The 26417-nt window shown below is 37.3% G+C and carries 23 protein-coding genes; 18 read left to right on the top strand and 5 right to left on the bottom strand.

Annotation, left to right across the window (positions count from 1 at the left end; translation table 11 throughout):
- The first annotated feature begins 636 nt into the window (after window positions 1-636).
- The 3 genes from yhbH (at window position 637) to GHT08_RS06450 (ending at window position 4017) form a co-directional block, all read left to right on the top strand.
- Window positions 637-1791 (top strand): sporulation protein YhbH, encoded by a 1155-nt coding sequence (gene yhbH / locus GHT08_RS06460; RefSeq protein WP_163580618.1) that lies wholly within the window; start codon window positions 637-639, stop codon window positions 1789-1791.
- A 427-nt stretch (window positions 1792-2218) separates the two neighbouring features.
- A complete protein-coding gene (locus GHT08_RS06455) occupies window positions 2219-2707 on the top strand; it encodes a DUF4367 domain-containing protein (protein ID WP_163580617.1) in 489 nt (162 codons plus the stop codon).
- Window positions 2708-2826: 119 nt separating this feature from the next.
- Window positions 2827-4017: a NupC/NupG family nucleoside CNT transporter gene (locus GHT08_RS06450; RefSeq protein WP_163580616.1), complete on the top strand. Its 1191-nt coding sequence runs from the start codon at window positions 2827-2829 to the stop codon at window positions 4015-4017.
- 211 nt (window positions 4018-4228) lie between these two features.
- Here GHT08_RS06450 and GHT08_RS06445 read toward each other — a convergent pair whose 3' ends face one another.
- Entirely contained in the window at window positions 4229-5188 is a 960-nt protein-coding gene (locus tag GHT08_RS06445; protein ID WP_163580622.1) for a phosphotransferase family protein, read from the bottom strand.
- Window positions 5189-5854: 666 nt separating this feature from the next.
- On the opposite strand from GHT08_RS06445, the gene GHT08_RS06440 reads away from it, so the two are divergent.
- The 3 genes from GHT08_RS06440 to GHT08_RS06430 all read left to right on the top strand — a co-directional run bounded on the left by GHT08_RS06440 (window position 5855) and on the right by GHT08_RS06430 (window position 10230).
- Window positions 5855-6667, top strand: coding sequence for a DUF899 domain-containing protein (locus tag GHT08_RS06440; protein ID WP_163580615.1), 813 nt, complete (start codon window positions 5855-5857; stop codon window positions 6665-6667).
- Between the two features lie 416 nt (window positions 6668-7083).
- On the top strand, window positions 7084-8694 hold the full coding sequence (locus tag GHT08_RS06435) for a glycoside hydrolase family 43 protein (RefSeq protein WP_163580614.1): 1611 nt from the start codon (window positions 7084-7086) through the stop codon (window positions 8692-8694).
- A 111-nt stretch (window positions 8695-8805) separates the two neighbouring features.
- Window positions 8806-10230, top strand: a complete 1425-nt coding sequence (locus tag GHT08_RS06430) for an aldehyde dehydrogenase family protein (protein WP_163580613.1) — start codon at window positions 8806-8808, stop codon at window positions 10228-10230.
- A 415-nt stretch (window positions 10231-10645) separates the two neighbouring features.
- Here GHT08_RS06430 and GHT08_RS06425 read toward each other — a convergent pair whose 3' ends face one another.
- The gene (locus GHT08_RS06425) at window positions 10646-11998 is read right to left on the bottom strand and encodes an MATE family efflux transporter (RefSeq protein WP_163580612.1); all 1353 of its coding nucleotides are present in this window, start codon (window positions 11996-11998) and stop codon (window positions 10646-10648) included.
- Between the two features lie 74 nt (window positions 11999-12072).
- On the opposite strand from GHT08_RS06425, the gene GHT08_RS06420 reads away from it, so the two are divergent.
- Both GHT08_RS06420 and GHT08_RS06415 read left to right on the top strand, forming a co-directional pair.
- The gene (locus tag GHT08_RS06420; RefSeq protein WP_163580611.1) at window positions 12073-13143 is read left to right on the top strand and encodes an undecaprenyldiphospho-muramoylpentapeptide beta-N-acetylglucosaminyltransferase; all 1071 of its coding nucleotides are present in this window, start codon (window positions 12073-12075) and stop codon (window positions 13141-13143) included.
- A 79-nt stretch (window positions 13144-13222) separates the two neighbouring features.
- On the top strand, window positions 13223-14053 hold the full coding sequence (locus tag GHT08_RS06415) for an aldo/keto reductase (protein WP_163580610.1): 831 nt from the start codon (window positions 13223-13225) through the stop codon (window positions 14051-14053).
- A gap of 163 nt (window positions 14054-14216) precedes the next feature.
- Here GHT08_RS06415 and GHT08_RS06410 read toward each other — a convergent pair whose 3' ends face one another.
- Complete coding sequence (locus GHT08_RS06410) at window positions 14217-14765, bottom strand: beta-class carbonic anhydrase (RefSeq protein WP_163580621.1); 549 nt, start codon at window positions 14763-14765, stop codon at window positions 14217-14219.
- Between the two features lie 102 nt (window positions 14766-14867).
- On the opposite strand from GHT08_RS06410, the gene GHT08_RS06405 reads away from it, so the two are divergent.
- The 3 genes from GHT08_RS06405 (at window position 14868) to GHT08_RS06395 (ending at window position 18151) form a co-directional block, all read left to right on the top strand.
- Window positions 14868-15680, top strand: a complete 813-nt coding sequence (locus GHT08_RS06405; RefSeq protein WP_163580609.1) for a S1C family serine protease — start codon at window positions 14868-14870, stop codon at window positions 15678-15680.
- A 531-nt stretch (window positions 15681-16211) separates the two neighbouring features.
- Window positions 16212-16943 carry an RNA polymerase sigma-I factor gene (gene sigI / locus GHT08_RS06400; RefSeq protein WP_163580608.1) on the top strand — a complete coding sequence of 244 codons (732 nt, stop codon included), beginning with the start codon at window positions 16212-16214 and terminating at the stop codon, window positions 16941-16943.
- The gene (locus GHT08_RS06395) at window positions 16940-18151 is read left to right on the top strand and encodes an anti-sigma-I factor RsgI family protein (protein WP_163580607.1); all 1212 of its coding nucleotides are present in this window, start codon (window positions 16940-16942) and stop codon (window positions 18149-18151) included. Before sigI ends, GHT08_RS06395 begins: the two co-directional genes overlap by 4 nt.
- 162 nt (window positions 18152-18313) lie before the next feature.
- On the opposite strand, the gene GHT08_RS06390 is transcribed toward GHT08_RS06395, so the two are convergent.
- Window positions 18314-18547 carry a YhdB family protein gene (locus GHT08_RS06390; RefSeq protein ID WP_163580620.1) on the bottom strand — a complete coding sequence of 78 codons (234 nt, stop codon included), beginning with the start codon at window positions 18545-18547 and terminating at the stop codon, window positions 18314-18316.
- A 180-nt stretch (window positions 18548-18727) separates the two neighbouring features.
- Here GHT08_RS06390 and GHT08_RS06385 point away from each other — a divergent pair, with 180 nt between their 5' ends.
- The 5 genes from GHT08_RS06385 to GHT08_RS06365 all read left to right on the top strand — a co-directional run bounded on the left by GHT08_RS06385 (window position 18728) and on the right by GHT08_RS06365 (window position 23369).
- Complete coding sequence (locus tag GHT08_RS06385) at window positions 18728-19402, top strand: YhcN/YlaJ family sporulation lipoprotein (protein ID WP_163580606.1); 675 nt, start codon at window positions 18728-18730, stop codon at window positions 19400-19402.
- A gap of 648 nt (window positions 19403-20050) precedes the next feature.
- Entirely contained in the window at window positions 20051-20698 is a 648-nt protein-coding gene (locus tag GHT08_RS06380; RefSeq protein ID WP_163580605.1) for a class I SAM-dependent DNA methyltransferase, read from the top strand.
- Between the two features lie 7 nt (window positions 20699-20705).
- On the top strand, window positions 20706-21173 hold the full coding sequence (locus GHT08_RS06375; protein WP_163580604.1) for an S-ribosylhomocysteine lyase: 468 nt from the start codon (window positions 20706-20708) through the stop codon (window positions 21171-21173).
- A 14-nt stretch (window positions 21174-21187) separates the two neighbouring features.
- Window positions 21188-22102, top strand: a complete 915-nt coding sequence (locus GHT08_RS06370; protein ID WP_163580603.1) for a PLP-dependent cysteine synthase family protein — start codon at window positions 21188-21190, stop codon at window positions 22100-22102.
- 133 nt (window positions 22103-22235) lie between these two features.
- Window positions 22236-23369 carry a bifunctional cystathionine gamma-lyase/homocysteine desulfhydrase gene (locus GHT08_RS06365; protein WP_163580602.1) on the top strand — a complete coding sequence of 378 codons (1134 nt, stop codon included), beginning with the start codon at window positions 22236-22238 and terminating at the stop codon, window positions 23367-23369.
- A gap of 297 nt (window positions 23370-23666) precedes the next feature.
- On the opposite strand, the gene GHT08_RS06360 is transcribed toward GHT08_RS06365, so the two are convergent.
- A complete protein-coding gene (locus GHT08_RS06360; protein ID WP_163580601.1) occupies window positions 23667-24305 on the bottom strand; it encodes a DUF1307 domain-containing protein in 639 nt (212 codons plus the stop codon).
- A gap of 191 nt (window positions 24306-24496) precedes the next feature.
- Here GHT08_RS06360 and GHT08_RS06355 point away from each other — a divergent pair, with 191 nt between their 5' ends.
- Together GHT08_RS06355 and GHT08_RS06350 are read left to right on the top strand one after the other, a co-directional pair.
- Window positions 24497-25870: a dipeptidase gene (locus tag GHT08_RS06355; protein WP_163580619.1), complete on the top strand. Its 1374-nt coding sequence runs from the start codon at window positions 24497-24499 to the stop codon at window positions 25868-25870.
- Between the two features lie 111 nt (window positions 25871-25981).
- Entirely contained in the window at window positions 25982-26353 is a 372-nt protein-coding gene (locus tag GHT08_RS06350; RefSeq protein WP_163580600.1) for a rhodanese-like domain-containing protein, read from the top strand.
- Window positions 26354-26417: the final 64 nt, after the last annotated feature.

Here is a 26417-nt window from a genome sequence, read left to right as displayed (position 1 = left end):
AACGCTTCGGCAGAATACTGCGCTTTCCGTGGGCTCGACTTCAGCTAACTTGGTGAAGAAAGGCACTTCACCAAGTGGATCTTCAGCTCTCGTGAGTCCCACAGGAGTCTCTGTATTCTGCCTACGCTATTTTGGTCCTCTGATTATAAAAAGAAATGAACTTATGAAACTAAACTTTATAGTTTTACTATAGTTCTAATCGGCTGTAATTCCTGCTACATATGGTGAGAAATCGACTGGTTGATTTCGGATTAGTGTTGTGGAGCATAGCTTAACGAAGGCCGCCCACTTTCACTCCTGTGGAAATTGTTTGGCCTGAAGATCCACTTTTTCGAGCGGTTTTGGCTTGAAAAAGTTAGCTGAAGGGCAAACCCCACGGAAAGGGAAGTGGGCAGCCGTAGTGGTGGTTATGATCACGATATATGTCAAAATTACTTACTTCATAGGTGAATTTGCATTTAGTTTAAAACAAACAGTATTTTCACTACTTTGACCTTTGTATCTACTAGGCTAAATTCTTTATGCACCATTGGTAAAATTATTACATTATAATCCATTTAATTTCTGTTAAAAATGCTTAATCATTCTCTTTTTCGTTGCATACAATAAAATAATACAAGCGAAGGAGGGAATTCGATGGCTGATGGTAACTTTGTGATCGCAGAGGAAGATTGGTCCCTCCATCGAAAAGGGTTTGATGATCAAAAACGACATCAAGACAAAATAAAGGAAGTATTAAAAAAGAAACTACCAGATATTGTTAGCGAGGAAAATATTATCATGTCTCGAGGAAAAGAAATTATTCGAATACCAATTCGCTCCTTGGACGAATATAAAATACGCTACAGTCAATCTAAAAACAAACATGTAGGTCAAGGAGATGGAGACAGTGAAGTAGGAGATGTCGTTGCTCAAGACCCACAAAAAGCAAAAAAGGGACAAAAAGGTGAGAAAGCTGGAAATCAACCTGGAGTAGACTATTATGAGGCAGAAGTAGATTTTGAGGAAGTAGAGGAAGCTTTTTTTTCACAACTAGAATTGCCCAATTTGATGGAGAAAGAACAAGATAACATTACGATCACTGATGTGGAGTTTCGTGATATACGCAAAAAAGGTTTAACAGGAAACATTGATAAGAAAAGAACGATGTTAGCGTCTTATCGCAGAAATGCTCTAGAAGGGAATCCTTCTTTTGCACCGATATATCCAGATGATTTACGTTATAAAACATGGGATAATATTGAAAAACCGGAATCAAAAGCAGTGGTGTTAGCCATGATGGATACAAGTGGCTCGATGGGGCAATTCGAAAAATATGTGGCTCGCAGTTTCTACTTTTGGATGGTTCGCTTTTTACGGAAAAAATACGAAACAGTAGATGTGGAATTTATTGCCCATCATACAGAAGCAAAGGTGGTAGATGAAGAATCTTTTTTTACTAAAGGAGAAAGTGGTGGAACGATTTGTTCTTCTGCCTATCGAAAAGCATTAGAACTTGTCAATGAAAAGTATCCAGCAAGCCGTTATAACATTTATCCATTTCATTTTTCAGATGGTGATAATTTAACCTCTGATAATCGGAGATCATTAGAAGCCGTTTATCAGTTATTAGAGAGTGCTAGTATGTTTTGCTATGGGGAAGTAAATCAATATAACCGGTATTCCACATTAATGCAAGCGTTCAAAGATGTTGATCACCCTCGATTCAAACAATACGTGCTGAAAAATAGAGAAGATGTTTTCTATGCGATGAAGCACTTCTTCCATAAAAGTAACGTCGATGCTAAATAGTGTCGGCGTTTTTTACGCTTGCGCTTTTGTTTTGAGCTAAGGAAGTGGGCAGCCGGAGTGGTGGTCAAGCAGTTGATAGTAGCTTAAATCTTGAACATTTAGTGATAAGGACTGAGTGGATTGCTCAGTTTTTCTTTTTGGACGAGAAAGTATAAAATTTTGCGCAGATGTCTAGCTCCGAGCGCCCAAAAACTAGGCGACTTCACGAATCGCCCTACGATAAGTCATCATCGGTTCGCTCCAGTCGCTACGTTTCTAAGCGGGCGCTCTGCGCTTTTCTTTTTGGGAAGAAATGACTAATATTCACGAAACATGCTATAATAAGTGCTAAAAGTTGACGAATTATTTAGATGTTTACTTTAGTGAAACTTATTACGCTTATTAATCGTCTAATAGTATACTAATGAATTTATGGAGGCAGGCAAGTATGAAGTTTTTTCAGCAAGTGATGACAGCAAGCATAATAATTCTTGTTTTAGTAGGATGTAATGGACAATCCGCGATACCTGAAGGGTTTTATTCATATGACAAAGATGAGGTAGAGAAAGCTATGGAAAACCTCGAATTTACCGCAGAATTACCATTGTATGTTCCAATTGCTGCTGAGATACTTGTCACAGATCGTTTCTATTTAGAAGAGCTTGATAATGAAGCATTTGATATTACCATGTTTACTAAAGCTAACGACATTTTTACCATACAGTTAATTAATGGAGAAGACTATCAAGAAGAAAGTGATTTCAAAACCATTTCGATAAGCGATTCAATGGAAGGTTATTATCAGGATCATCCATATTCCCAAACATTGTACTGGGAAAAAGATGGTATTACATATCAAATGATTTACCGACCGAGTGAAGAGTCGCTTTCTGAAGAAGAACTTGTGCAAGTAGCTAAATCTTTTCAATCTTCATAATTTTTAGACTTTAATTAACACTCCCACAAGAAAACATTTTCATGCTAAAATAAGGTGTAATTCTACAGGTGATTGGGTAAGGTAGGAATAATTGTGTTTATTTTAAAGGAGGAAATTTTGTGGGAATTATATTAGGAATTTTAGCAATCATTATAGTACTAGCTATTGCATACGCGATGTCTAATGACCGTAAAAATGTTAATTTTGTTGGAATCGGACTCATGCTATTAGCACAAGTTGTAACGACATGGTTTATGTTTATGACAACAATAGGTGAGGCAATCATTAATTTTATTTCTGATGTGTTTAATAAGTTAATTGACTTTGCGAGCGAAGGTGTCGCCTTCGTACTTGGAGGACTAGCTATTGAAGAAGGTGCATCAGTATTCTTTTTCAATGTATTGTTAGTCATTATTTTCTTTTCAACCTTATTATCCGTACTTACTTATTTAAGAATCCTGCCATTCATTATTAAATATTTCGGCTGGCTCATATCCAAAATTACTGGATTACCAAAAGTAGAATCTTTCAATGCAGTAAACAGTATGTTCTTTGGTCAATCCGAAGCACTTATTGCGATTAAATCACAGTTCCATCATTTAAATAATAATCGTTTGTATATTGTAAGTGCTTCAGCAATGGGATCTGTTTCAGCTTCCATTATCGGGGCATATATTCAAATGCTACCGGCACAGTATGTTTTAGTAGCTATTCCATTGAATATGTTCAGTTCCCTTATTATTGCATCCCTTATTGCACCAGTTAAAGTGGACGATGAAAATGATGAAGTAGATGTAAAAAATGTTTCTGATGCTAAAAGCTTTTTTGAAGCAATGGGGAATGGTGCATTAGATGGTGGTAAAATCGCTTTAATCGTAGCTGCCATGTTAATCGCCTTTATTGCGGCTTTAGAATTAGTGAATTGGGCAATTGCAGGAATATTTGCAGGTACTACCTTACAAGAAATTTTGGGCTATGTATTATATCCAATTGGTTTCCTAATGGGTATTGCTCCTGGAGAACTGGTCCAAGCTGGTGGTATTATGGGTACGAAGATTATTACAAACGAATTTGTAGCCATGTTAGAACTTGAACCGTTAATTGGTCAATTTTCAGAAAAAACGGTTGGGATTGTTACGGTATTCCTAACTAGTTTCGCTAATTTCTCTTCTATCGGTATCATTGCAGGTACAGTACAAGGGATTGATAGTGAAAAAGGTGCATCCGTTTCTAAATTCGGTATGAAATTACTGATCGGTGCAACATTAGGTTCTATCCTATCTGCAACAATTGCAGGTCTATTCTTATAAGAGGATCAAGATAAAAATTTGGAGGGATACATATTAGACATTTCTAATATGTATCCCTCTTTTTAACATGATAAGAAAGTATAAATTTTGCGCAGATGTCTAGCTCCAAGCGCCCAGAAACTAGGCGACTTCACGAATTGCCCTACGATAAGTCATCATCGGTTCGTAAACTCACCGTGATTCCTTTATCTCAGTTAATTCGTTCCAGTCACTACGTTTCTAATCGGGCCTCTGCGCTTTTCTTACCTAGAATGAATCTCAGGGCAGATCGGGAGTGGTGATTGATGAGCCCTTTCGCAAATTCCTGGTCAGGAAATCCCCTGTTAAGAAGCTTTAAACCACCTGAAATTAATGATATATGATGATGGAATCGATAGAATAACATCCGATTAGGATCGAGATTATCATTCTTCAAATAACGGTAATAATCCCCAAACCGTAATTGCAAAAAACTGTGTTCATGCTCAATATCAAAGAATGAAGCCCCTTCGATGTCGATCAAATATGGATCTAAATGGTCATTAACTAATACATGGTCAGGACCCAGTTCCCCATGTATAAATCCATAACGACTTCTAGGTTCAATCCTTGATTCAAGCTCATATAAAGCATGGAGCAGCTTGCTGTGATTAGTCCGAATGCTTTCTACGTATTGGGAGGCATAGGATAGCTGCCTTTTAGCGTTTTCCATTTTCAAAAGATGACAATTTGTCGTGTTAGCCCCCTTATGATTCAGTTTACCGAACGTGTGGCTGTCGTTGGAATGCATGCTATCCAGCAAATCCCCAATCCGCTGAAACAATTTATCTTGAATTAATGAATCATGCTGATGGAAATAGGTTTCTGCTGTTTGCCCATCTATATATTCAACAAGGGCATAATCAAAAGAGTAACGACTTTTTTCATTATTTAGATCATAAAGAGTGGGTGTACGTATTCCTAGTTGTGTTAAAAACTTATTGTTTAATTCAAATAACTCACTGCCGTAGGATCGCTCAGTTATATCTTCGTTTACTATTTCTTCTGAGAAATAATTCATCGTAAGATCCCACACATACATAACACAAGAAAATCCATTGGTACATTCGATCTTATAGACCACCTTTTGTGTACCACCATGTATTTTCGTTACACTAGAAACCAAATAGCTGGTACCGAAGACCTTTTCTATATAGTCCTGTAAATCAGATTGATTGAGGTGACACGTAAAATTCAATGGACAACACTCCTTGTAATGTTTTTGCCGGCAACTAAACTATATTAAAAATCTAACGAAAAATATAGACTGTTTTTTTATAATTTGTTATGATGGATAATGAATTCTGGAAAAAATTAGTGCAAAAAATAAAAAGAGTGGCATCCATCACAAAGATTGGTGATAGATGTCACTCTTTTATTATATTGAATAAGACCACATTCAATTGATCTATCAAAAAAAAGAAGGTGCTTTAGATGGATCCAATGAGAGAATTTTAGAGATGCTGGCTCAGTCAACGTTAGAAGATGTTATAGAGGATGTAATGAAGAAAGCTCCTACACAAAAGTAGGTGTTTTTCTCATGGAAACGTTGTAGAATAATGGAAAAAAGAGGAGAGGTTATTTTTGAATGAAATCGCACTAGCCTTAAAGATAATCGGGTACTCGCTTTGATTGAAGGCGTTAAGTTAAAATAAAGTAAAGTCGGAAAAAATCGTCAGTCATGCTATTCAAAAATGGGCCAATTAATTGAATGAAAGAGCGTTGAATGAAATAAAGGTAATGTTTTTAGCAATCGAGAAGAAGTCCATAGCCATTGTGCGTGATAAACTTAAGAAAGCAAAAGAAAGGAGAAGACTATATGAAAAAAACGCAAAATCATCTGCAACTACCAAGTGTCGTGTCACGAGACGAATGGCTTGTGGCTCGTAAGAGATTACTGGCCAAAGAGAAGGAATTCACTAGGGAACGGGATGCGTTGAATACCGAGCGCCGCCAACTCCCTATGGTAGAGATTAATAAGGACTATGTCTTAAATGGTCCGAATGGTAAGACCAGTCTGCTTGACCTGTTTGAAGGGCGTCCTCAACTTATCGTTCATCACTTCATGTTCGATCCTGATTGGGAAGCAGGTTGCCCGGCTTGCTCGCTGGCTGCGGACAATATCGGCCATCTTGCGCATCTGCATGCACGCAACACTTCACTGGCTCTGATCTCCCGTGCTCCGTTTCCTAAGCTCCAACGCTACAAGGAGCGCATGGGTTGGAATATTCCTTGGTACTCGTCCTACGATAGCGACTTTAACTATGACTTTCACGTTACGCTGGACGAATCCATCACTCCGATTGAATACAACTACCTGACAAAAGACGAGCTTGTTCAGAAGGGAATACCTGTTGATTCGGGACAGTCAATGGAAGTGCCTGGCGTGAGCAGCTTTCTTCGCGATGGTGAAAGAATTTTTCACACCTATACGACTTACGCCCGTGGAACTGACCTAATACTTGGTATCTTCAACTACCTTGATTTAACAGCTCTTGGCAGGCAGGAGGACTGGGAACAGCCACCTGGACGAAGTGATGGCAATGGCAAGACATGGCTCCGCCGTCATGACGAATATGATCACCCTGAAGAGTCGGACTCCTGTTGTCATTCAAAAAAGAGCGATTTGTAATCAATGTAGTTCATCAGTATATAATTAATAGTTGTCAAACGTTTTAGAAATGAGGGATGAATGGAATTTAAAGGGCCGTGAGTATTGACGATAGTACCTTAGGGTTAATAAAGCACCTACCGATTAAGCAGGTGCTAACAGTTATCCACCAATAGACCACCATGAATTATCATATATAATAAATGAAGTTAACATCTATAGAAGTCACTCACCCTAATGATTGATAATACACTTAGATATAAAATACATATTACTATTGTTATTCAACAAGAAAAAATGTATGTTTTCATGAAGTATATAATCGTTGAACAAAAATTTCACAAAAACTTAGTTTATCCATTATACTTTGTGCGAGTTTTATGCTATACTATGGATTGTAAAATTAAACGTTTACAAAACAAAGTAGGGGTGAAACAATGGCTACAATTCAAAATCCAATTTTAACAGGTTTTAATCCAGATCCAAGTATTTGCAGAGTAGGGGAAGATTATTATATCGCTGTATCTACATTTGAATGGTTCCCAGGTGTAGGTATTTATCATTCGAAAGATTTAAAAAATTGGCGTTTAGTATCAAGACCACTTAATAGACTTAGTCAATTAAACATGAAAGGTAATCCTAACTCTGGCGGTATTTGGGCACCACAGTTATCTCATTATGATGGTCAATTCTATTTAATCTACACAGATGTGAAAGTTGTAAACGGTAACTGGAAAGATTCTCATAACTATTTGGCAACTTGTGACACGATTGATGGTGAATGGTCAGATCCAATTTATCTAAACAGTTCAGGTTTTGATCCGTCTCTATTCCATGATAATGACGGTAAAAAATACTTAGTCAATATGAAATGGGATCACCGCGTTGGACATCATAACTTCTATGGAATTGTTTTACAGGAATATGATCACAGTCAGCAGAAGCTTGTTGGTAAAAAGCAAGTTATTTTCAAAGGGACTGATATAAAATTAACGGAGGCACCGCATTTATATAAATGGAATGGATACTATTATTTATTAACTGCAGAAGGTGGTACGAAATTCGATCACTGTGCAACCATCGCACGTTCAAAAGAACTGACAGGACCATATGAAGTGCATCCAGAAAATCCACTTATTACGTCGTGGCCGTATCCAAGAAATCCATTACAGAAAGCAGGACATGCGTCGATTGTACAGACACATACAGATGAATGGTTCCTTGTTCATTTAACTGGACGCGTGTTGCCGAGGGAAGGACAACCATTATTAGATCCTCGTGGGTACTGTCCATTAGGTCGAGAAACAGCGATTCAGCGTGTAGAGTGGAAAAATGATTGGCCGTATGTTGTTGGTGGTAACCAGCCTTCCTTAGAAATTGAAGGCCCAGATATCGAAGAAGTAAAATGGGATCCAGATTATCCAACAAAAGATGATTTCGATTCTGATGAATTAAACCTTCATTTCCAAAGTTTACGTATTCCGTTAGGTGAAGATATCGTTTCATTGAAGGATAATCCTGGTCATTTACGTTTATATGGTAAAGAATCACTTACTTCATTATTTACACAATCCTTTATCGCAAGACGCTGGCAACACTTTAATTTCAGAGCGGAAACAAAAGTAGCGTTCCAGCCTGATGATTTCCAGCAATCAGCGGGTCTTGTCAATTACTACAATACAGAGAATTGGACTTCTTTCCAAATCTCGTGGCATGAAGAAAAAGGTCGGATCTTAGAGTTAATGACTTGCGATAATTTTACATTTGGACAACCGATTAAAGGAAATGAAATTGAGATTCCTGAGGATGTTGAATATGTTTATTTACGCGTGGATGTAAAAACAGCTATTTACACGTATTCTTATTCCTTTGACGGAGAAACTTGGCATACAGTACCGGTTGAATTTGAATCCTACAAGCTATCAGATGATTATATTCAAGGTGGTGGATTCTTTACTGGTGCATTTGTAGGTATGCAATGTCAAGACACATCAGGTGAAAACAAACATGCTGATTTCGATTATTTCATTTATGATCCAGCAGAATAATTTTGAAAGAAGTCTCATAATGTGTGAGGCTTCTTTTTTTGCTATCAAACGTTTAAGATAGTAAAAAAGAGGAATAACATTCATAAATCTGAAAACAGAGGTGTTAAGCTGATGCAGCAGTTTCAACTTTTTATTGATGGTAAATGGGTAGATACGAATGAAGGGCAAGATGTAGTAGATAAATATTCTCAAGAAGTATATGCACGTGTTGCGAAAGCAGACGAAGAGGCCGTTGACAAAGCGATTACTAGTGCCGCTAAAGCATTTGAACAGGAGAAGCTTTCTCCATATGAACGCTATCAAATCTTACATAAAGCTTCTCAACTTATCGCTGACCAAAAAGAAGAGTTGGCGATGATCATTACGAAAGAAGCAGGTAAACCGTTAAAACAGGCAAGAGCTGAGATTGATCGTTCTGCTCAAACCTTTTTAGTAGCAGCAGAAGAGGCAAAACGTATCCATGGTGAAGGTGTACCTGTCGAAGCAGCGCCGGGTTCAGAAAATCGAATGGCTTTTACGATCAAAGTGCCAGTAGGGGTAGTTGGAGCGATTAGTCCATTTAACTTTCCGCTTAATCTCGTTTCGCATAAAGTAGCCCCTGCTCTTGCTGCCGGTAATGCAGTCGTGTTAAAACCAGCGAGTAAAACCCCGATTTCAGCTTTAAAATTAGCAGAAATTCTAGATAAAGCAGGTTTACCGAAAGGATTATTGCAAGTAGTAGTTGGTTCCGGTTCAACAGTAGGTAATCAAATGATGAAAGATGAGCGTATCGCTCTTTACACGTTTACAGGGAGTGCTAAGGTAGGCTTGAAATTAAAACAAGAAACAGGCTTGAACCGACTAATATTAGAATTAGGCAATAACTCACCTGTGATAGTTGATAAAGAAGCTGATGTGGAGTTAGCAGCAAAAACAATAGCAGCACAATCCTTCGCTTTTGCTGGACAGGTATGTATTTCTGTACAACGAATTTATGTGCATGAAGAAGTGCAGGAGCTATTTCTAGATAAACTAAAAGAACATATGGATGAGTTGAAAATAGGAGATCCAACTGATCCAGAAACAGATGTCGGTCCAATGATCGCAGAAATTGAGGCAGAACGTGCTGAAGAATGGATTCAAGAAGCAGTGAAAAAAGGTGCAACTATTTTTACTGGTGGTGAAAGAGAAGGTACATTACTGCAACCTACTATTCTGACTGATGTCAAACCAGAAATGCGTGTAGTTTGTGAAGAGGTTTTTGCACCTATTGCAAGTGTCATACCTTTTTCAGACATTAAGCAGTGTATTCAGGAAATCAATCAATCGGATTACGGTTTACAAGGTGGAATTTTCACACAAAATATCGATACAGCTTATTATGCAGCGAAACATGTGGAAGTAGGCGGATTGATGATCAATGATGGTTCGCAATATCGCGTCGATCTCATGCCATATGGTGGTGTAAAGGATAGTGGGAATGGTAAAGAAGGACCGAAATATTCAATCGAAGAAATGACCGAAGAGAGATTAATTGTAATGAATTTGAAGGTGTAGCTTCCAAACTACACCTTTTTTGTTTATAAGGAAAGTATATTATAAGCGGCATGATAATGTTTTTGTATCATAGGTGGTCATTTTGAAATGATATGTAGACGGAAAGCATCGCTCCGGCTGCCCGCTTTCCTTTTACCTTCAGCTAACTTTTCCAAGCAAAAACCGCTTGAAAAAGTTAGCTGAAGACACGCGGGAAAACGATGCGGGCAAGCCGCAGCGGTTGTTACGCCTATTATTCATGTCAAAATATCTACTTTGGACAGGATCGGGTGGGCTTTCACGGTTTTTCTCGACGAGTGTCCAGATAATGGGGAAAAGTGTCCAGAATGTACCTGAAAGTGTCCAGAAAAATGACGATAGTGTCCAGATTTTACTAGAAAGTGTCCAGAAAAATACAAAAAGTGTCCAAATTACATTACACTTGTTTTGCTAGCTTATTTTGCAGGTAATACATCCGTCCGAATAACGTAATCGCACCTGCTGATAGTCCAACGATTAATCCTAACCAATAGCCATAGGCGTCTAGGTTCGTATAATTAGCGAAGAGCCAGCCGCTAGGTAATCCAATTAACCAATAAGATATGAGAGACATCCAGAAGGTAATGTTAACATCTTTATATCCACGTAAAATTCCTTGCACCGGTGCACCAACGGCATCAGCAAATTGGAAAAAGATCGCATAATACAAGAAATGCTTAGTAAGTTCAATTACTTCGGGATGATCACTATATAAGCGAGCAACCTGATCGTCCATTAAATAAATAATACCGCCAGCTAAAAAAGCGATCACTACACCAGAAATAATTCCCATATAAGAATAGGTCCTCGCATCTTGAACCCTTTTAGCACCAACTTCAAAACCAACAGCAATCGTTAGGGACATCGCAATACTTAATGGAATCATGTATAAAAACGAAGCGAAATTAATCGCTGCTTGGTGTGCGGCGATCGTATTGGTACTATAAACACTTAACATGAAGGTTACCGCAGAGAAAATACTAACTTCAAAGAAAATCGAAAAGCCGATCGGAATTCCAAGTCGTAATTGGCTCAACCATTCTCTAACAGATGGTTTTATCAATCGATGGAAAATCTTGTGACCGCGAAATGGCCGGACATAATGGACTATCAATATGGATAAAATTAAATTGACACAAAAAGTTAAAGCCGAAGCAATGCCAGCACCAATTCCACCTAATGCAGGCAAACCTAATTTACCAAAAATAAATATATAATTAAATAAAATATTTAAAGGTAAGGAAATTAAAATGATTGCCATCGAAATTCTAGTATGCCCTAGTCCATCAATATAAGAACGCAATAAGTTATAAACAAAAAGCGGAATCATCCCTAATCCAATCGAAATGATATAGTACTTCGCAACATGTTGTACTCGATCCTCCAAATCCATCAATGATAAAATAGGATCGATCAAAAAAGCACCGATTAACGTAACTACAACACCTAATCCAATCGATAAATAAATCCCTTGCTGGACAGTGAAAGGAATTTTCTCTTCTTCATTAGCACCTGTTAACTGAGCAACGATCGGGGACATTGCCATTAAAATACCGACAATCGCCATTTGTACCGGTACCCACAAACTCGAGCCAATCGCTACGCCAGCAAGATCTGCAGCACCCGCTCTACCAGACATAATCGTGTCAAAAAAGTTCATTGCATACATACTTACTTGCGTGATTAGAATCGGTATCAGTATAATCATAAAGAGTCTTATTTTTTCTTTGAGTGTTTTAGTTTGATACATATTCATTCTTCCTTTTTTTACAGTCGTAGAAGGATTATAACATATTTTGTTAATAGAGAGGACGGTTTTTATTTATGACCACTAAACAAATTATTTTTACCGGTGGTGGTACTGCTGGGCATGTCATGGTGAACCTAGCGATTATCCCTGAGTTTTTGAAAGATGGTTGGACAATAGATTATATCGGTTCGAAAAATGGCATTGAGAAGGATTTAATTGAACCTTTAGAAGGGGTGACATATCATCCGATCTCTACGGGAAAACTACGTCGTTATTTTTCTAAGGAAAATTTTAAAGACCCATTTAAAGTACTAAAAGGGACATGGCAAGCACATCGGATAATTGGCAAAAAGAAACCTGCTGTCATTTTCTCCAAAGGTGGGTTTGTATCTGTTCCTGTATTAGTAGCAGCACGCATGAGAGGTGTACCTGCTGTTATTCATGAATCAGATTATACACCAGGGCTTGCTAATAAATTAGCGATTCCTTTCGCAAAAAAAGTGTTAGCAACTTTTCCAGAGACAGTACAATATTTACCTGAACAAAAAGCAGAATGGATCGGTGCCGTTGTTCGGGAAGAGCTTTTTACTGGCAGCAGGGAAAAAGGTTTTGACATGACCGGCTTTTCTAACAAGAAAAATGTTTTATTAATTATGGGTGGTAGTGCTGGTTCGAAAAAGATTAATGAGGCAGTACGTGAAGGCTTAGAAGAATTGTTAAAGCAATTTCAAGTTGTCCATATTTGTGGGAAGGATAATATTGATGAGACGTATGAGCAAGAAGGGTATGTCCAATATGAATATGTCCAAGATGAATTGAAAGATTTACTTGCGATTACAGATTTGGTTTGTTCGCGTGCGGGTGCTAATGCGATTTTTGAATTTTTGGCACTAAATAAACCAATGCTGTTGATTCCATTGTCACGTCAAGCAAGTCGTGGAGACCAGATTGTCAATGCCCAATCTTTTGAAAAACAAGGTTATGCAAAAGTGTTAGAGGAAGAAGAGTTATCAACGGATTCATTGGTTACTTCGCTTTTGGAATTGAAAAAAGATAAATTTGAAATAAAAGACAAAATGAATCAATACCGCTCCAGTGAAGCGAAAGAAAAGGTTATTGATATAATTAAAAATCAGGCTAATTAAGCAGTTTACTTTAGGAAATGTCAACAGCATATTAAAATAGTAAGTGAATGGTTGATTAAAAAAGGAGGCGTTTCTACAAATGAGCTTAACTACTACTTTAAAACTGAACAATGGAACAGAAATACCTGCAGTTGGACTTGGTGTCTACAAAGCGGAGCCAGGAGATGAGGTCTATCATGCGGTAAAATCAGCGTTAGAATTAGGATACCGTCATATTGACACAGCTTCACTCTATGCCAATGAAGAGGGCGTAGGTCAAGCAATTAAAGATAGTGGTATTCCTCGAGAAGATATTTTTGTGACGACCAAAGTTTGGAATGACGAGCAAGGATACGAAGAAACAAAAGCAGCATTTAAGCGTAGTTTAGAACGTCTGCAAATGGATTATGTTGATTTATACTTAGTACATTGGCCAGTACCAGGTAAATTTACGGAGACATACAAAGCGCTGGAGGAAATTTATCATGATGGTAAGGCGAAAGCAATTGGGGTAAGTAATTTTGAGCCACATCACTTAGAGGAATTGTTAAAAGAAGCAAAAGTTACTCCTGTAGTGAATCAAGTGGAGTTACATCCCCAGTTACAACAACAAGCAGTCAGAGATTTTTGTGCAAAACACGATATAAAAGTAGAAGCGTGGGCACCATTAGGTAAGGCGCGTTATTTTGATCATCCTGTATTACAGGAATTAGCAGTAAAACATAATAAAAAGCCTTCTCAAATTATTGTGCGCTGGCAATATCAAGGTGGCATCATTACGATCCCGAAGTCTGTTAATAAGGAACGCCAACAAGAAAACGTTGATATTTTTGACTTTGCATTAACAGATGAAGATATTGAGAAAATCCAAAGTATGGATACCAACAAACGAATAGGTGCCCATCCAGATGAATTTGATTACGGAGTTTAAAAGGATAGTCTAACTTTATAGAAAGAATAGAGGATTCCCAAAAAGTATATTTCATAAGTGAGATCAAAGAAAATAGAGAATCATTCCAATAATTAGAAATGTGTATTAATACGATCGAAAATTTAAACAATGAAAAGGCTTGGTTAGCACCAAGCCTTTCCTCTTAATATCCTTTTTTTACTAAATCTAATTTCCCTGTTGCTGGATCTATGATTAAACCGTGTACAGGTACTTCTTCTGGTAACAATGGGTGGTTATCAATAATACGCACAGATTGTTCAACATTGGCGCTAACATCGTTAAAACCAGTTAACCACTCTTTTGGTTCCTTATCAAGACTATCAATGGCAGTTTGTTCAATACCTTTTTCTTTCATTAAATCTACAAAGCTGTCCGTATCGAAACCGTTCATTCCACAACCATGATGGGCGATCACGAATACTTCATCTGCTTGGAGAGCGTGTATTGCTACTAGGATACTTTTCATAGTACTATCATATGGGTCATTTAATATAGCACCTGCATTTTTTACCATCTTCACATCACCATTATGTAAATTTAGTGCCTTTGGTAATAATTCAACCAAACGAGTATCCATGCATGTAAAAATGACTGCCCGTTTGTTTGGGAATTTGTCTGTCTCATATACCTCATAGCCTTTTTCTTCGACAAATTTTTTATTATAATCAAGAATTTCGTCTAATAACATTATGCCACTCCTTCCTTTATTAATAACTAATATAAAACAAGATAGGATTTTCATCAATCAAAATGATATAATGATAACAACAGATCGCTTTTGATGAGGTGTAATATGAAACATTCGAATGATAAAGAATGGGATATTATAGATGAAGATTTATACGAAGAGTTGGATCCTGAAGAAATGTATGAGTTAGTGCAAGAGGAACGCCAAAAGCTGAAAGAAAAAGAGAACAAAGAAACAGAGCAGAAAAAAAAGCCACTTGTTCCAAGGTGGGGAATATGGCTAATAGCAATTGCAATGTTTATTCAAGTCATTGCAATCCTTCCACAAACTTTTTCGATTCCAGCTATTGAGTTTATTCAAACATCTGCACGCTTAATGCAGGACGAAACTGTGCAAAAATATCGAGAAGCAGTTGTTGTAATTGAAGGAGAGGACAACAAAGGAACTGGTTTTGCGATATCGGATGATGGTTATATCATTACTAACTATCATGTAATAGAGGACCAGCCAAGGATCACTGTCGCTTTTCAGGAAGAAGGTCTGTATAATGGTGAAGTAATAGAAACCTATCCAGAAATGGACCTTGCTCTATTGGACATAGAGGCGGAAAATCTCCCCTACTTGGAACTAAGCGATCAAAATAGTGAAGATCAACTGGAAAATGTTCTATTTATCGGTAATCCGCTACGTTTTAATGGTATTGCCAATGAAGGAGACTTAATAGGAAAGACACAACTGTCTACTTGGGAGAAGCCAGTTTATATGTTAGATGCACCAGTTTATCGAGGGAATAGTGGTAGTCCGGTATTGGATGAGCAAGGCGAAGTTATTGCGGTTGTTTTTGCAACTCAAAAGAATGAGGAACACGGCCGAGTAGGATTAGCCGTGCCGATAGAATATATGAATATCAATCAATGATTCGTTTAGACTCTCAGTATTGCTGGGAGTTTGTTTATTATAAGTAAAGAAGTATATAACCGTTGATATCAAAGCTTTTATAAGCAAGAGTCGCTATACAATTTTCTCAAAAAAAGTTAGCTGAAGGACAAACCCCTGGGTAGCCAGAGTGGTGATCAAGCAGTTGAAATAATTTCATAAAGGCTGCTAGAGGAATCGTAAATCTTGAACATCTAGTGATGTAAACTGAGCGTTTTTTTCTCACCTTGGAAAAAGATATTGATCCCAGCTATTTTAAAGTGATAGGTTCAAATGAACTACTTACTGTGAAGAAATTTCTGTGAATATTTTATCACAATAAGGAAATGTATCTATTTTTTGAAAATAAAATTTAATGAATTGTAATTGAATCATGGTAGATAGAAACAAAATTTTCTTTTATTCTGGATAAAGTGACAAAATAAACTGGTGAAAATATACTTAATTTTTATAGATAACAGACAAAAAATCATAAATACAATACGAATTTATAAAGGACTGGTGGTGCCGAATATGATAGAAAGCCAGTTAATCGATAAAGAATATAGATTAGAAGACCAAATTGAATTGATACAGCGAGGTGATGAGCATTTACGAAATGATATAATCGAAGCATACCAACCGTTTATTGCAAAATGCGTTTCCGATGTATGTAAAAGATATATCAAAAAACAAAATGATGAGTTTAGTGTCGGGATGATTGCTTTTAATGAAGCAATAGAAATGTATTCAAAGGAGAAAGGTTCTTCATTTCTAGCATTTGCTCAAGTGATTATTAAACGCAAAGTAATTGACTATATCCGGAAAGAACAACGACAATATATGTATCCGGCCTTAAATATGAATGACGAAGATGAATTGGAAGAAAGTCCGTTACAAATATCAGAGGCAAAAAAAATATTTGAATTGGAAGAAGAATCCTGGAATCGTAAGCAAGAAATTCTTGAATTATCAGACCATCTGAAGAAGTTTAAAATTTCGTTCAAAGAACTTACCGAAATATCACCAAAACATCAAGATGCTCGAGAATCGGCAGTATATGCTGCAAAACAATTAATAAATGACCCGGAATTAAAAGAATATGTACTTCGTAAAAAAAGAGTACCCATTAAACAATTATTAAAGCTTGTACCTGTCAGTAAAAAAACATTGGAGAGAAATCGAAAGTATATATTAACGGTCTTTATTATCCTTACAGGTGATTATGTATATCTAAGAGAATACCTTGAGGGGGTAGATCTGTGAAAAAAGGAATAATTGTGGAACATAAATCGCGGTATACAATCGTGATGGACAAAGATGGTGTGTTCCACAAAGCAATACCAATGAAGGAAAAAGATATTGGTATGGAAACCTTGTATCAACAAAAACAATCCATCTGGCAATCATTTTTTCTGTTTTTTAAAGGATCAATAAAGTGGCAACTTGTTCCTATGGTGTTAATATGCTTACTGTTGATAAGCCCATTGTACATATGGGTAGCAGATGAAAAGGCTTATGCAGTAGTTAGTATTGATATCAATCCAAGCATGAATATTACGATTGACGAAAATTATCATGTGCTGGACGTTGAACCGATGAATGAGGATGCTGAGCAATTGATGGATAATTTGGAGGTTAAAAACCGTACTATAACATCTTTAACAGATGAAATTCTTAACTTAATAACAATGGACACAGAAGAAGCAGAGGCTGATCGTCCGGTTTTAATGGCCGTAAGTTATATTGATGAAGAAAAACAGGACCATCATTTTGAAGATGAATTAGGTAGTTATTATCAACATCTAGGATACCAAGTGGCCATTTATGAAGTTTCAGAAGAACTTAGAACTCAATCTGAACTAGAACATGTATCAATGAACGAATTAGCAGCACAGTCGTTAGAGGTAAGTGGAGGATCAGATGTCAAGCAATTAGCAACTGAAAATGATACGCCTAAAACTTCCTTAAATACCGAGGAAAGAGAACTAATTGAAAATTTTTATAATCATAATGAGCAAGACCAAGAGCAAGAGACTACTCAAGAAGAAATCGAAATTGATGAAACGGAAGATGAAGAGAATGAAGAAGCCATTGAGGAAACTAATCAAGGCGAATCAAAAAAAGAAACAAACGATCCTGTGATTTTACCTGCTAATGCAAGTGAACGTGCTAAAGAACAAATCTCAACGAATAATGGCAAAAAGAAAGATAATAACGGTCAAAAAGTGAGTGAAAAAAACAAAGCAAAGAAAAACGATAATGGTAAAGGCCTAAAGTCCAAAACAAAGTCAAAAGGAAAAAAGCAGAATCAGAATAAACACCATGACAAAGGTAATACAGATAAAAAATCAAAAGGTAAACAGGATAACAAATCGAATAAAAAGAATAAATCAAAAGTTAATGATAACAACAAATCAAATAAAAAAGATAAATCGCAAAAAAAGCATCCTGGTAAAGGCCATAACAAGTAAGCTTTAACTGTCATCGTTCTTAGAGGTGGCAGTTTTTATATTGTTTAACTTCCAGCTGCTTGTAAATAAGGAGGCTTGTCACCATTAAAACTTGGCGACAAGCCTTTTTACATAATAGAACAAGCTCCACGAATTAGGAGTGTCTCTTGGTTCGACGATTTTCTACTGTGAAGTTAGGCTCATTTGGCTGACTAATGCATGGTCAATATATTGCATTAGTTGTTCATGAGAATTGATCAGGTATTCCTGTGAGCTTGGGTAGTGATAAGCATGTAAAAATTGTTCAATTTTTTTTGACAGCAAGTCATCATTAGTACGGACCATTAACACAAGCAAATCATCCCATTGCCCCCATAACGTATAATATAATGCTTTATCGTAGTCAATATTCAACAGATAATCCCCCTTTTTTTATATTGGTTGTATACATTTTAGTTGGGGAATCATTAATTAGTGTGTGCGGTTTACAATGAAAAAGTCTAAAGAACTGTTGGTCTCGTTACCAAATATTAATTAACATAAGTCAATTTGTTTCAATCCATACTATTGATGATCATAAAAAAAGGAGGGAAACAGATGAAGTTATCAAAGCCTGCTTTAGCGCTGACTTTTGCTACAACCTTAACACTTGTAGCTTGCGGCGGAAATGAATATGGCCAAGAAAATGGAGAATATAATGGTAATCCAGCACAACCGATAGGATACAATCAAACATCTAATGATCCAGCTAATGATCGAGCTAATAATAGAAATCAAACTACAGATCCAGCCCGTGGTCAAGATAATATCAACCGTAATACACGTGCAAATGACAACAACCAATTCATGTTTGATGGCAGAACGAACAGAGATGCCGATAATATGACTAACTCCAGACGTAATGGTACTAACTATGATGTAGCAGATGAAGCTGCTGAACAAATTCAGTCAGAAGTTCCGGAAATTGACCGTGTATATGTATTAACAACAAATAATAATGCATATGTAGCGGCATCATGGGATAAACGAACAAATAATGATAACCCTAACCGAAACAATGACGAATTAACGGAAGAAACAAGGAAAGATATCACAGAAGCAGTTAAATCTGTTAACAATGATATTGACAATGTTTATATTTCAACAAACCCAGATTTCTTTGACTTAGCAGATGAGTATGCTAATGATGTAGACAGAGGCGAGCCGGTAGAAGGCTTTTTCAGACGTATTGGAAATATGATCGAAAGAGTTTTCCCGAATGATGAACAATAATTAAGGAAGAGCAAGTATCTGCGGATACTTGCTCTTTTTTTTCTTGTAAGGAAAGTATAAATTTTGCGCAGAATGTCTAACTCCGAGCGCCCAAAAACTAGGCGACTTCACGAATCGCCTCATCATCGGTTCGTAAACTCACCGTGATTCCTTTATCTCAGTTGATTCGCTCCAGTCGAAACGGTCGCCTTCGCTATTCTTCTTCTACAACGAATAATAGAAAAAGGATATTGGGTTTTATAAAACTTATTAGTAATTTCCTATGCCATAACTTGCACTTTCACAGGGATGACAACTCAAACTGCCAGATCTGACAAATGTTGTAGCACATGTATAAAGCGAAGGCCGCCCCCTTCCACTCCTGTGGGAATCGTTTGGCCTGAAGATCCACTTTTTCGAGCGGTTTTGGCTCGAAAAAGTTAGCTGAAGGGCAAACCCCACGGAAAGGGAAGGAGGCAGCCGGAGCGGTGGTCAAGCTGTTCAAATATTTCCTCATTACTACTAAAGTAATAAAGGAACGGCGGGGTTTGCGATTTTTTCTTATCCGTGTCGTATTTTTGCATATTAAGGGTATTTATGCTATATTAGTGTCAATTCCGATAAAACAGAGTAAAATAGTATGGATTAACATAGATGGAGGAGTTTACCATGGGGAGAGAGTTTTTGGGTGTGTTTGAAGAGTGGGCTTCTACGTATGATGAGGCAGTTACGGGTCATGACCCTCAGTATAGAGATGTATTCGAAGGATATGATACAATATTAAATGAAGTTGCTCAGCTAGCAGAAGGAACGGTAATGGAATTCGGGGTTGGCACGGGTAATTTAACAGAAAAAGTGTTAGCGAAAGGATTACCTGTGATTGGTATTGAACCATCTGATCCGATGAGGGAATTAGCGAAAGAAAAATTGCCTCAATTAGATTTATACGAAGGTGATTTTCTTGAGTTTCCATTACCAAGTAAGCCGGTGAATACGATTATTAGTACGTATGCTTTCCACCATTTAACGAAAGTTGAGAAGAACAAAGCGGTTGCTAAATTTTATTCCTTGTTAGCTAATGGTGGACGCGTTGTATTTGCTGATACGGTTTATGAAAATGAACAGGCAGAACAACAAATTAAACAAGAAGCACATGAGTTAGGCTATCACGATTTACTGGAGGATTTAAGCAGAGAATACTATCCTCAATTAGAGGAAATTCGACAGCTTTTTGAACAAAATGGATTTTATTTTGAAGCGAAACAACGAAATAAATTTGTCTGGTTATTTGTAGCTAAAAAATTCGAAGAGGAGTGATGGAAAGATGACTAAAAAAATGAATGTTGAAAGTTTTAATTTAGATCATACGAAAGTAAAAGCACCATATGTACGCCTTGTAGGGGTTACTACAGGACAAAATGGGGATAAAGTTTATAAATATGATATTCGCTTCTGTCAGCCAAATAAGGACCATATGGATATGGCAGGATTGCATTCAATTGAACACTTAATGGCAGAAAATATTCGCAACCATATGGACAATGTGTTGGATATCAGTCCAATGGGCTGCCAAACTGGTTTTTATCTTGCTATTCTAAACAATGACAGTTTTGAGGATGTTGTAGAAGCGTTAGATAAAACACTGCAAGATGTATTAGAAGCAACAGAAGTACCAGCATGTAATGAAGTCCAATGTGGCTGGGCAGCTAACCACAGCTTAGAAGGGGCAAAAGACATTGCTAAGAACATGTTAGCTGGAAAAGATGAATGGCACATCGTGTTTGCTGAATAAAAGAGGGATTAAGATTGGCACTTTATAAAAATATACAACAATTGATCGGCGGTACACCGTTAATGGAGTTATCGAATTTCGAACTCCCAGACGGTGTACGACTTTTTGCGAAATTAGAATTCTTTAATCCTGGTGGCAGTATTAAAGATCGTTTAGGAATCAATTTGATCGAAACAGCATTGGAATCTGGTGAATTGCAACCAGGTGGAACGATTATCGAACCAACTGCTGGTAATACAGGGATCGGAATTGCTTTAGCTGCAGTTAATAGAGGATTTCGCGTTATTTTTGTTGTTCCTGAACACTTTAGTCAGGAAAAGCAAGTATTAATGCAAGCTTTAGGAGCAGAAATTATCCACACCCCTAAAAATGAGGGGATGCGTGGTGCAATCGAGAAAACAAAACAGCTACTTTCAGAAATCCCGAACAGTTATGCCGCGCAACAATTTGAAAATCCAGCAAATCCAGAAACTTATTACAAGACAATCGCACCAGAAATTGAGCAAGACTTAAATGATGAGGTATCGATTTTTGTTGCAGGTGCAGGAACAGGTGGCACCTTTATGGGAGCTGCTCGATATTTTAAAGATCAAAATCCAGAAACAAAAACAGTAATTGTGGAACCTGAAGGATCGATTATTGCTGGAGGCGAAGCAGGCGCACATCAAACGGAAGGAATTGGTATGGAATTTTTACCAGACTATATGGATCGTGCATTATTTGATGCAATCCATACTATTGATGATGCTGATGCGTTTGATATGGTAAAGCAACTGGCAGAAAAAGAAGGTTTGCTAGTAGGGAGCTCATCAGGAGCAGTAATGGTTGCCGCCTTACGAGAAGCGGAAAAAGCAGAACCTGGCAGCAACATTGTTACCATTTTTCCTGATAGTAGTGAGCGATATTTAAGTAAAGATATTTATCAATGATGCTAGCCGTCCGAAGTTTTTCAAAGAAGAAGGATAACACCCGAATCTGTTTGGTAGGCCCTCAGTGAAGAATAATCCATCCCACTGAGAGGACGTATCACAATTATATGTTTGATTCGTAGGAGGAATAGTTATGAAACGTAAAACAAAAATGGTACATGGTGGTATCACAGGAGATGAAAGAACTGGTGCTGTATCTGTACCGATTTATCAAGTAAGTACGTATAGACAACCTGAAGCTGGAAAACACACTGGTTATGAATATTCCAGAACAGGTAATCCGACACGACATGCACTGGAAACAGTTACTGCAGAGCTAGAGAATGGTAATGCAGGCTTTGCTTTTGCATCAGGAATGGCTGCAATTACAACTGTGATGATGTTACTGAAAGCTGGTGATCACGTCGTACTAACAGACGATGTATATGGTGGAACCTATCGTTTAACAACAAAAGTTTTGAATCGTATTGAATTGGGACACACTTTTGTTGATACAAGTGATATCGAAGCGGTAGAAGCAGCGATTCAGCCCAATACTAAAATGCTATATATTGAAACACCAACTAACCCACTATTGAAAGTAACCGACTTGAAAAAAATGAAAGAAATTGCTGATAAGCATAACCTTTTATTAGTGGTTGATAATACATTCGCGACACCTTATTTGCAAAATCCATTAGACTTCGGTGCAGATATTGTCTTACACAGTGCAACGAAGTATATCGGTGGACACAGTGATGTGGTTTCAGGGCTTGTTGCTGTAAAAGACGAACATCTAGCAGAAGAAATTCACTTTGTTCAAAACTCTGTTGGTGCTGTTTTAGGTCCACAGGATTCATGGTTATTAATGCGCGGTATCAAAACATTAGGATTGCGAATGGAAGCAATCGAGAAAAATGCAAACAAAATTGCTGCTTATCTTGACCAACATCCAAATGTCGAAAAAGTATATTACCCTGGTTTAACATCACATGCAGGGCATGATGTTGCTAAACAACAGGCAGAAGGATACGGTGGTATGATCGCATTTGATGTCGGAAGTGGCGAAAAAGCGGATCAAGTATTGAGTAGAGCTGATTATTTCACCTTAGCGGAAAGTCTTGGTGCAGTAGAAAGTTTAATTTCGATTCCAGCACGTATGACACATGCTTCAATTCCAAAAGATCGTCGTGAACAATTAGGCATTACTGATGGATTAATTCGGCTATCCATCGGAATTGAGGATGTTGATGATTTAATAGAAGACTTAGCAAAAGGTTTAGACTAACATCAAAAAACACTTACCTCTTGTTTCAAGAGGTAAGTGTTTTTTTCATAAATTGCATAATAACGTGGACTCTCAAGTAAAACTGGGCTGAGCTCGGACATTTGTTCCGCTATTTATGACAAAAATGTCGTTTTTAGGGTGGTCGCGGACATCTATTCCGCTATTCATCGAAAATAGTGTCAATGGAAGGCAAAATGAAGCAAATAAGGGATTCAATGTCCGCTAACATGGGAAAACAGGTGATTTTCAGTCAAATAACGCACTAAATGTCCGCTCAGTCCCATTATGTATCTAATGCTATTCTGTTATAATCTCATATCCTTGTTCTTGCAGCATTTGCACCGATCTTTGCAGGCTAATAAAATCGCTAGCTCCATCTTCCATCATTGCCCCTGATAATTCTGCAAAGTCATCCGGATCAGTTGTTTCAAAGTCTACTTTTGTCGTCTCGACGATTTGATCGTCTTGATAATCAATGCTATGTGATACACCTTCTACATCTTGATACTGAGCCACACCTTCTGCGAACATTGCTTCCGCTTCCTCTTTATCTGCTATTTCTAATAGATCATAAGGAATAATACTATCTGCTGTTTGTTCGATAACTCGGTCCCCTTCGGCTTTATAAGCAATTTTAGAGACCATACCTTCTTGGTCAAGTTGCAGCGTTACATTATTTTCACCATCGGGATCAATATCTAATTCAGAAGGAGCAGTATCGTTATCAGTTTCTATATTATCTTCGTTTAAGTCGTCGATTTCCGCCACTTCTTCGGCATCAGTCTCCTCCTCGACTACTTCCTCTTCAGTGTTTTCAGTTGTTTCAGTACTGTCACTCTCAGTATCCTCTTCGTTACTGTCAACATCATCAGAATTACAAGCAACTAGCGTAATGCTGATAAGTAATGTAAGACAAAACATCATCCATTTTTTCAATTAATCTCTTCCTTTCTTTTGAAATTTAGTAAAATGTTAGGTGCATAAACACCATAATAAATTAATTATTCCTTTTTAGCAACAATTACCATATTAAAACACTCTTTTTTTGCTTTAAACTTTTTTAATGAATGATTCACCAATTCCATGTTAAACTATGGAAAGGTAGAAGGGAAAGGAATGTGATCAATATGAAAGAAGTAATGGAGTACCTTGAGAGATATAAGGAGCAACATTTAAAAGAGCTTCAAGATTTTTTACATATACCAAGTGTCAGCACAGATTCAACTCATAAAGAGGATGTCAAAACAGCAGCAAAGTTTGTAGCCGATTATTTAATGAACGCAGGCTTTGAAACCGTCGAAGTCCAAGAAACAAAAGGTCATCCACTTGTATATGCTGAATGGATGAATGCTGGAGAGGAAGCACCAACTGTTTTATTTTATGGCCATTATGATGTGCAGCCACCAGACCCACTCGATCAGTGGAAAAGTGAACCTTTTGAGCCTGAAGTTAGAGATGGAAGGATCTACGCGCGTGGTGCCAGTGATGACAAAGGGCAAGTTTTTATGCACCTTGTAGTCTTGAAAGCATTTCTACAATCAACAGGCTCATTACCAATCAATGTTAAAGTTTGTGTAGAGGGAGAAGAAGAGATCGGAAGTGCCAATCTTTATGATATTCTACATGAACAAAAAGAAAAATTCCAAGCTGATTTTGCGGTCATTTCTGATTCAGGGATGGTTGCTAAGGATCAACCAACTATTCTATATGGATTAAAAGGTTTCACCGGATTGGAATTTACTTTGAAAGGACCTGACAATGATCTGCATTCAGGTCTATACGGTGGTGCGGTAAAAAATCCCGCAATAGCATTGGCGCAGTTGTTAGCTACGATGAAGAATGAAGAAGAAGTCGTCCAAGTTGCTCATTTTTATGATCAGGTTGAACCTTTATCCGATGAGGAACGTACGTTAATTAAAGATGCCCCAAGTGAAGATTACGAAGAGTCTACTGGAGTGAAAGAAACTGTTTCAGAAAAAGGCTATACGGCAAAAGAGCACACAATGGCCAGACCGACTTTAGAAATCAATGGTTTATATAGTGGTTATCAGGGAGAGGGAACCAAAACGATTATTCCGTCAACTGCTACCGCTAAACTAACATGTCGTTTGGTACCAGGACAGGATCCGCAAGAAATCCAAGATTTATTAGTAAAGCATTTGGAGCAACATGTACCAAAAGGTGTGGAGTTAACCATTAAACGGGAACCATTATCAGCAAAAGCATATAAAGTGGATCCTGACCATCCGTTAATTACGAAAGCAGCGGAGAGCTTTGCAGAAACTTTTGAAAAAGAAGCAGTATATGTTAGAATGGGGGGCTCTATCCCTGTTGTAGAATGGATTGACTCGATTTATCAAATTCCTGTGGTATTACTGGGATTCGGAACGCCGGATGACCGCTTGCATTCACCAAATGAAAGCTTTCCAGTTGCCCATTTCGATAAAGGAATGAAGACGATTGTCCATTATTGGGAGAAAGTTAAAAATCTTAAACAATAAAGTGAGACTATGATCAGTGATGGTCTTACAGTGATAAACTATGGTGAGAATATACTTTAATGGCATAAGATTTGTGAACCATTCATCATAGGTAATGGAGGATAACATAACATGTCAATCTTTTGGATTGTTTTATTACTGATCATCGTTATGGTGAGCCATCAATTCTATACACGTTATGTACCGATTAAAGGGATACCGTGTGTGGAGATAGATAAGAAGCGAAATCGGGAAAAATTAACGGTAGATATTCGTGATTATCAAGAGGCAGACAATGATAAAGTAGCAGAAGCGGTTGTAATTCCAATTCCTTACCTAAGAAGACATTTTCACGAAATTCCTTCTAGGTCAGTTCATATTGTTGCTTCCAACCGTGTCGAGAAGAATTTAGCAATTCGTTTTTTGAAACAAAAAGGGTTTGAAATAACAGGATATACTCTTACGAAATGTAGATGTAAGAAAAAAATAGGTAAACTAGCATAAATTGGTAAATAAACCTTACTTAAGTATGAAAATGAGTAAGGTTTATTTTTTTTTGACTATGAGT

Source organism: Gracilibacillus saliphilus (assembly GCF_010994085.1).
Classification (GTDB): domain Bacteria; phylum Bacillota; class Bacilli; order Bacillales; family Amphibacillaceae; genus Gracilibacillus; species Gracilibacillus lacisalsi.
The sequence above is the reverse complement of the archived record's forward strand: the minus strand, read 5'-3'. Positions and strand labels throughout refer to the sequence as shown.

Bases quoted from the DNA above. Each gene is read 5' to 3' on its own strand.
- yhbH (WP_163580618.1), top strand. From the start codon at position 637: ATGGCTGATGGTAACTTTGTGATCGCAGAGGAAGATTGGTCCCTCCAT.
- GHT08_RS06455 (WP_163580617.1), top strand. From the start codon at position 2,219: ATGAAGTTTTTTCAGCAAGTGATGACAGCAAGCATAATAATTCTTGTT.
- GHT08_RS06440 (WP_163580615.1), top strand. From the start codon at position 5,855: ATGAAAAAAACGCAAAATCATCTGCAACTACCAAGTGTCGTGTCACGA.
- GHT08_RS06435 (WP_163580614.1), top strand. From the start codon at position 7,084: ATGGCTACAATTCAAAATCCAATTTTAACAGGTTTTAATCCAGATCCA.
- GHT08_RS06430 (WP_163580613.1), top strand. From the start codon at position 8,806: ATGCAGCAGTTTCAACTTTTTATTGATGGTAAATGGGTAGATACGAAT.
- GHT08_RS06425 (WP_163580612.1), bottom strand. From the start codon at position 11,998: ATGTATCAAACTAAAACACTCAAAGAAAAAATAAGACTCTTTATGATT.
- GHT08_RS06420 (WP_163580611.1), top strand. From the start codon at position 12,073: ATGACCACTAAACAAATTATTTTTACCGGTGGTGGTACTGCTGGGCAT.
- GHT08_RS06415 (WP_163580610.1), top strand. From the start codon at position 13,223: ATGAGCTTAACTACTACTTTAAAACTGAACAATGGAACAGAAATACCT.
- GHT08_RS06405 (WP_163580609.1), top strand. From the start codon at position 14,868: ATGAAACATTCGAATGATAAAGAATGGGATATTATAGATGAAGATTTA.
- sigI (WP_163580608.1), top strand. From the start codon at position 16,212: ATGATAGAAAGCCAGTTAATCGATAAAGAATATAGATTAGAAGACCAA.
- GHT08_RS06385 (WP_163580606.1), top strand. From the start codon at position 18,728: ATGAAGTTATCAAAGCCTGCTTTAGCGCTGACTTTTGCTACAACCTTA.
- GHT08_RS06380 (WP_163580605.1), top strand. From the start codon at position 20,051: ATGGGGAGAGAGTTTTTGGGTGTGTTTGAAGAGTGGGCTTCTACGTAT.
- GHT08_RS06375 (WP_163580604.1), top strand. From the start codon at position 20,706: ATGACTAAAAAAATGAATGTTGAAAGTTTTAATTTAGATCATACGAAA.
- GHT08_RS06365 (WP_163580602.1), top strand. From the start codon at position 22,236: ATGAAACGTAAAACAAAAATGGTACATGGTGGTATCACAGGAGATGAA.
- GHT08_RS06355 (WP_163580619.1), top strand. From the start codon at position 24,497: ATGAAAGAAGTAATGGAGTACCTTGAGAGATATAAGGAGCAACATTTA.
- GHT08_RS06350 (WP_163580600.1), top strand. From the start codon at position 25,982: ATGTCAATCTTTTGGATTGTTTTATTACTGATCATCGTTATGGTGAGC.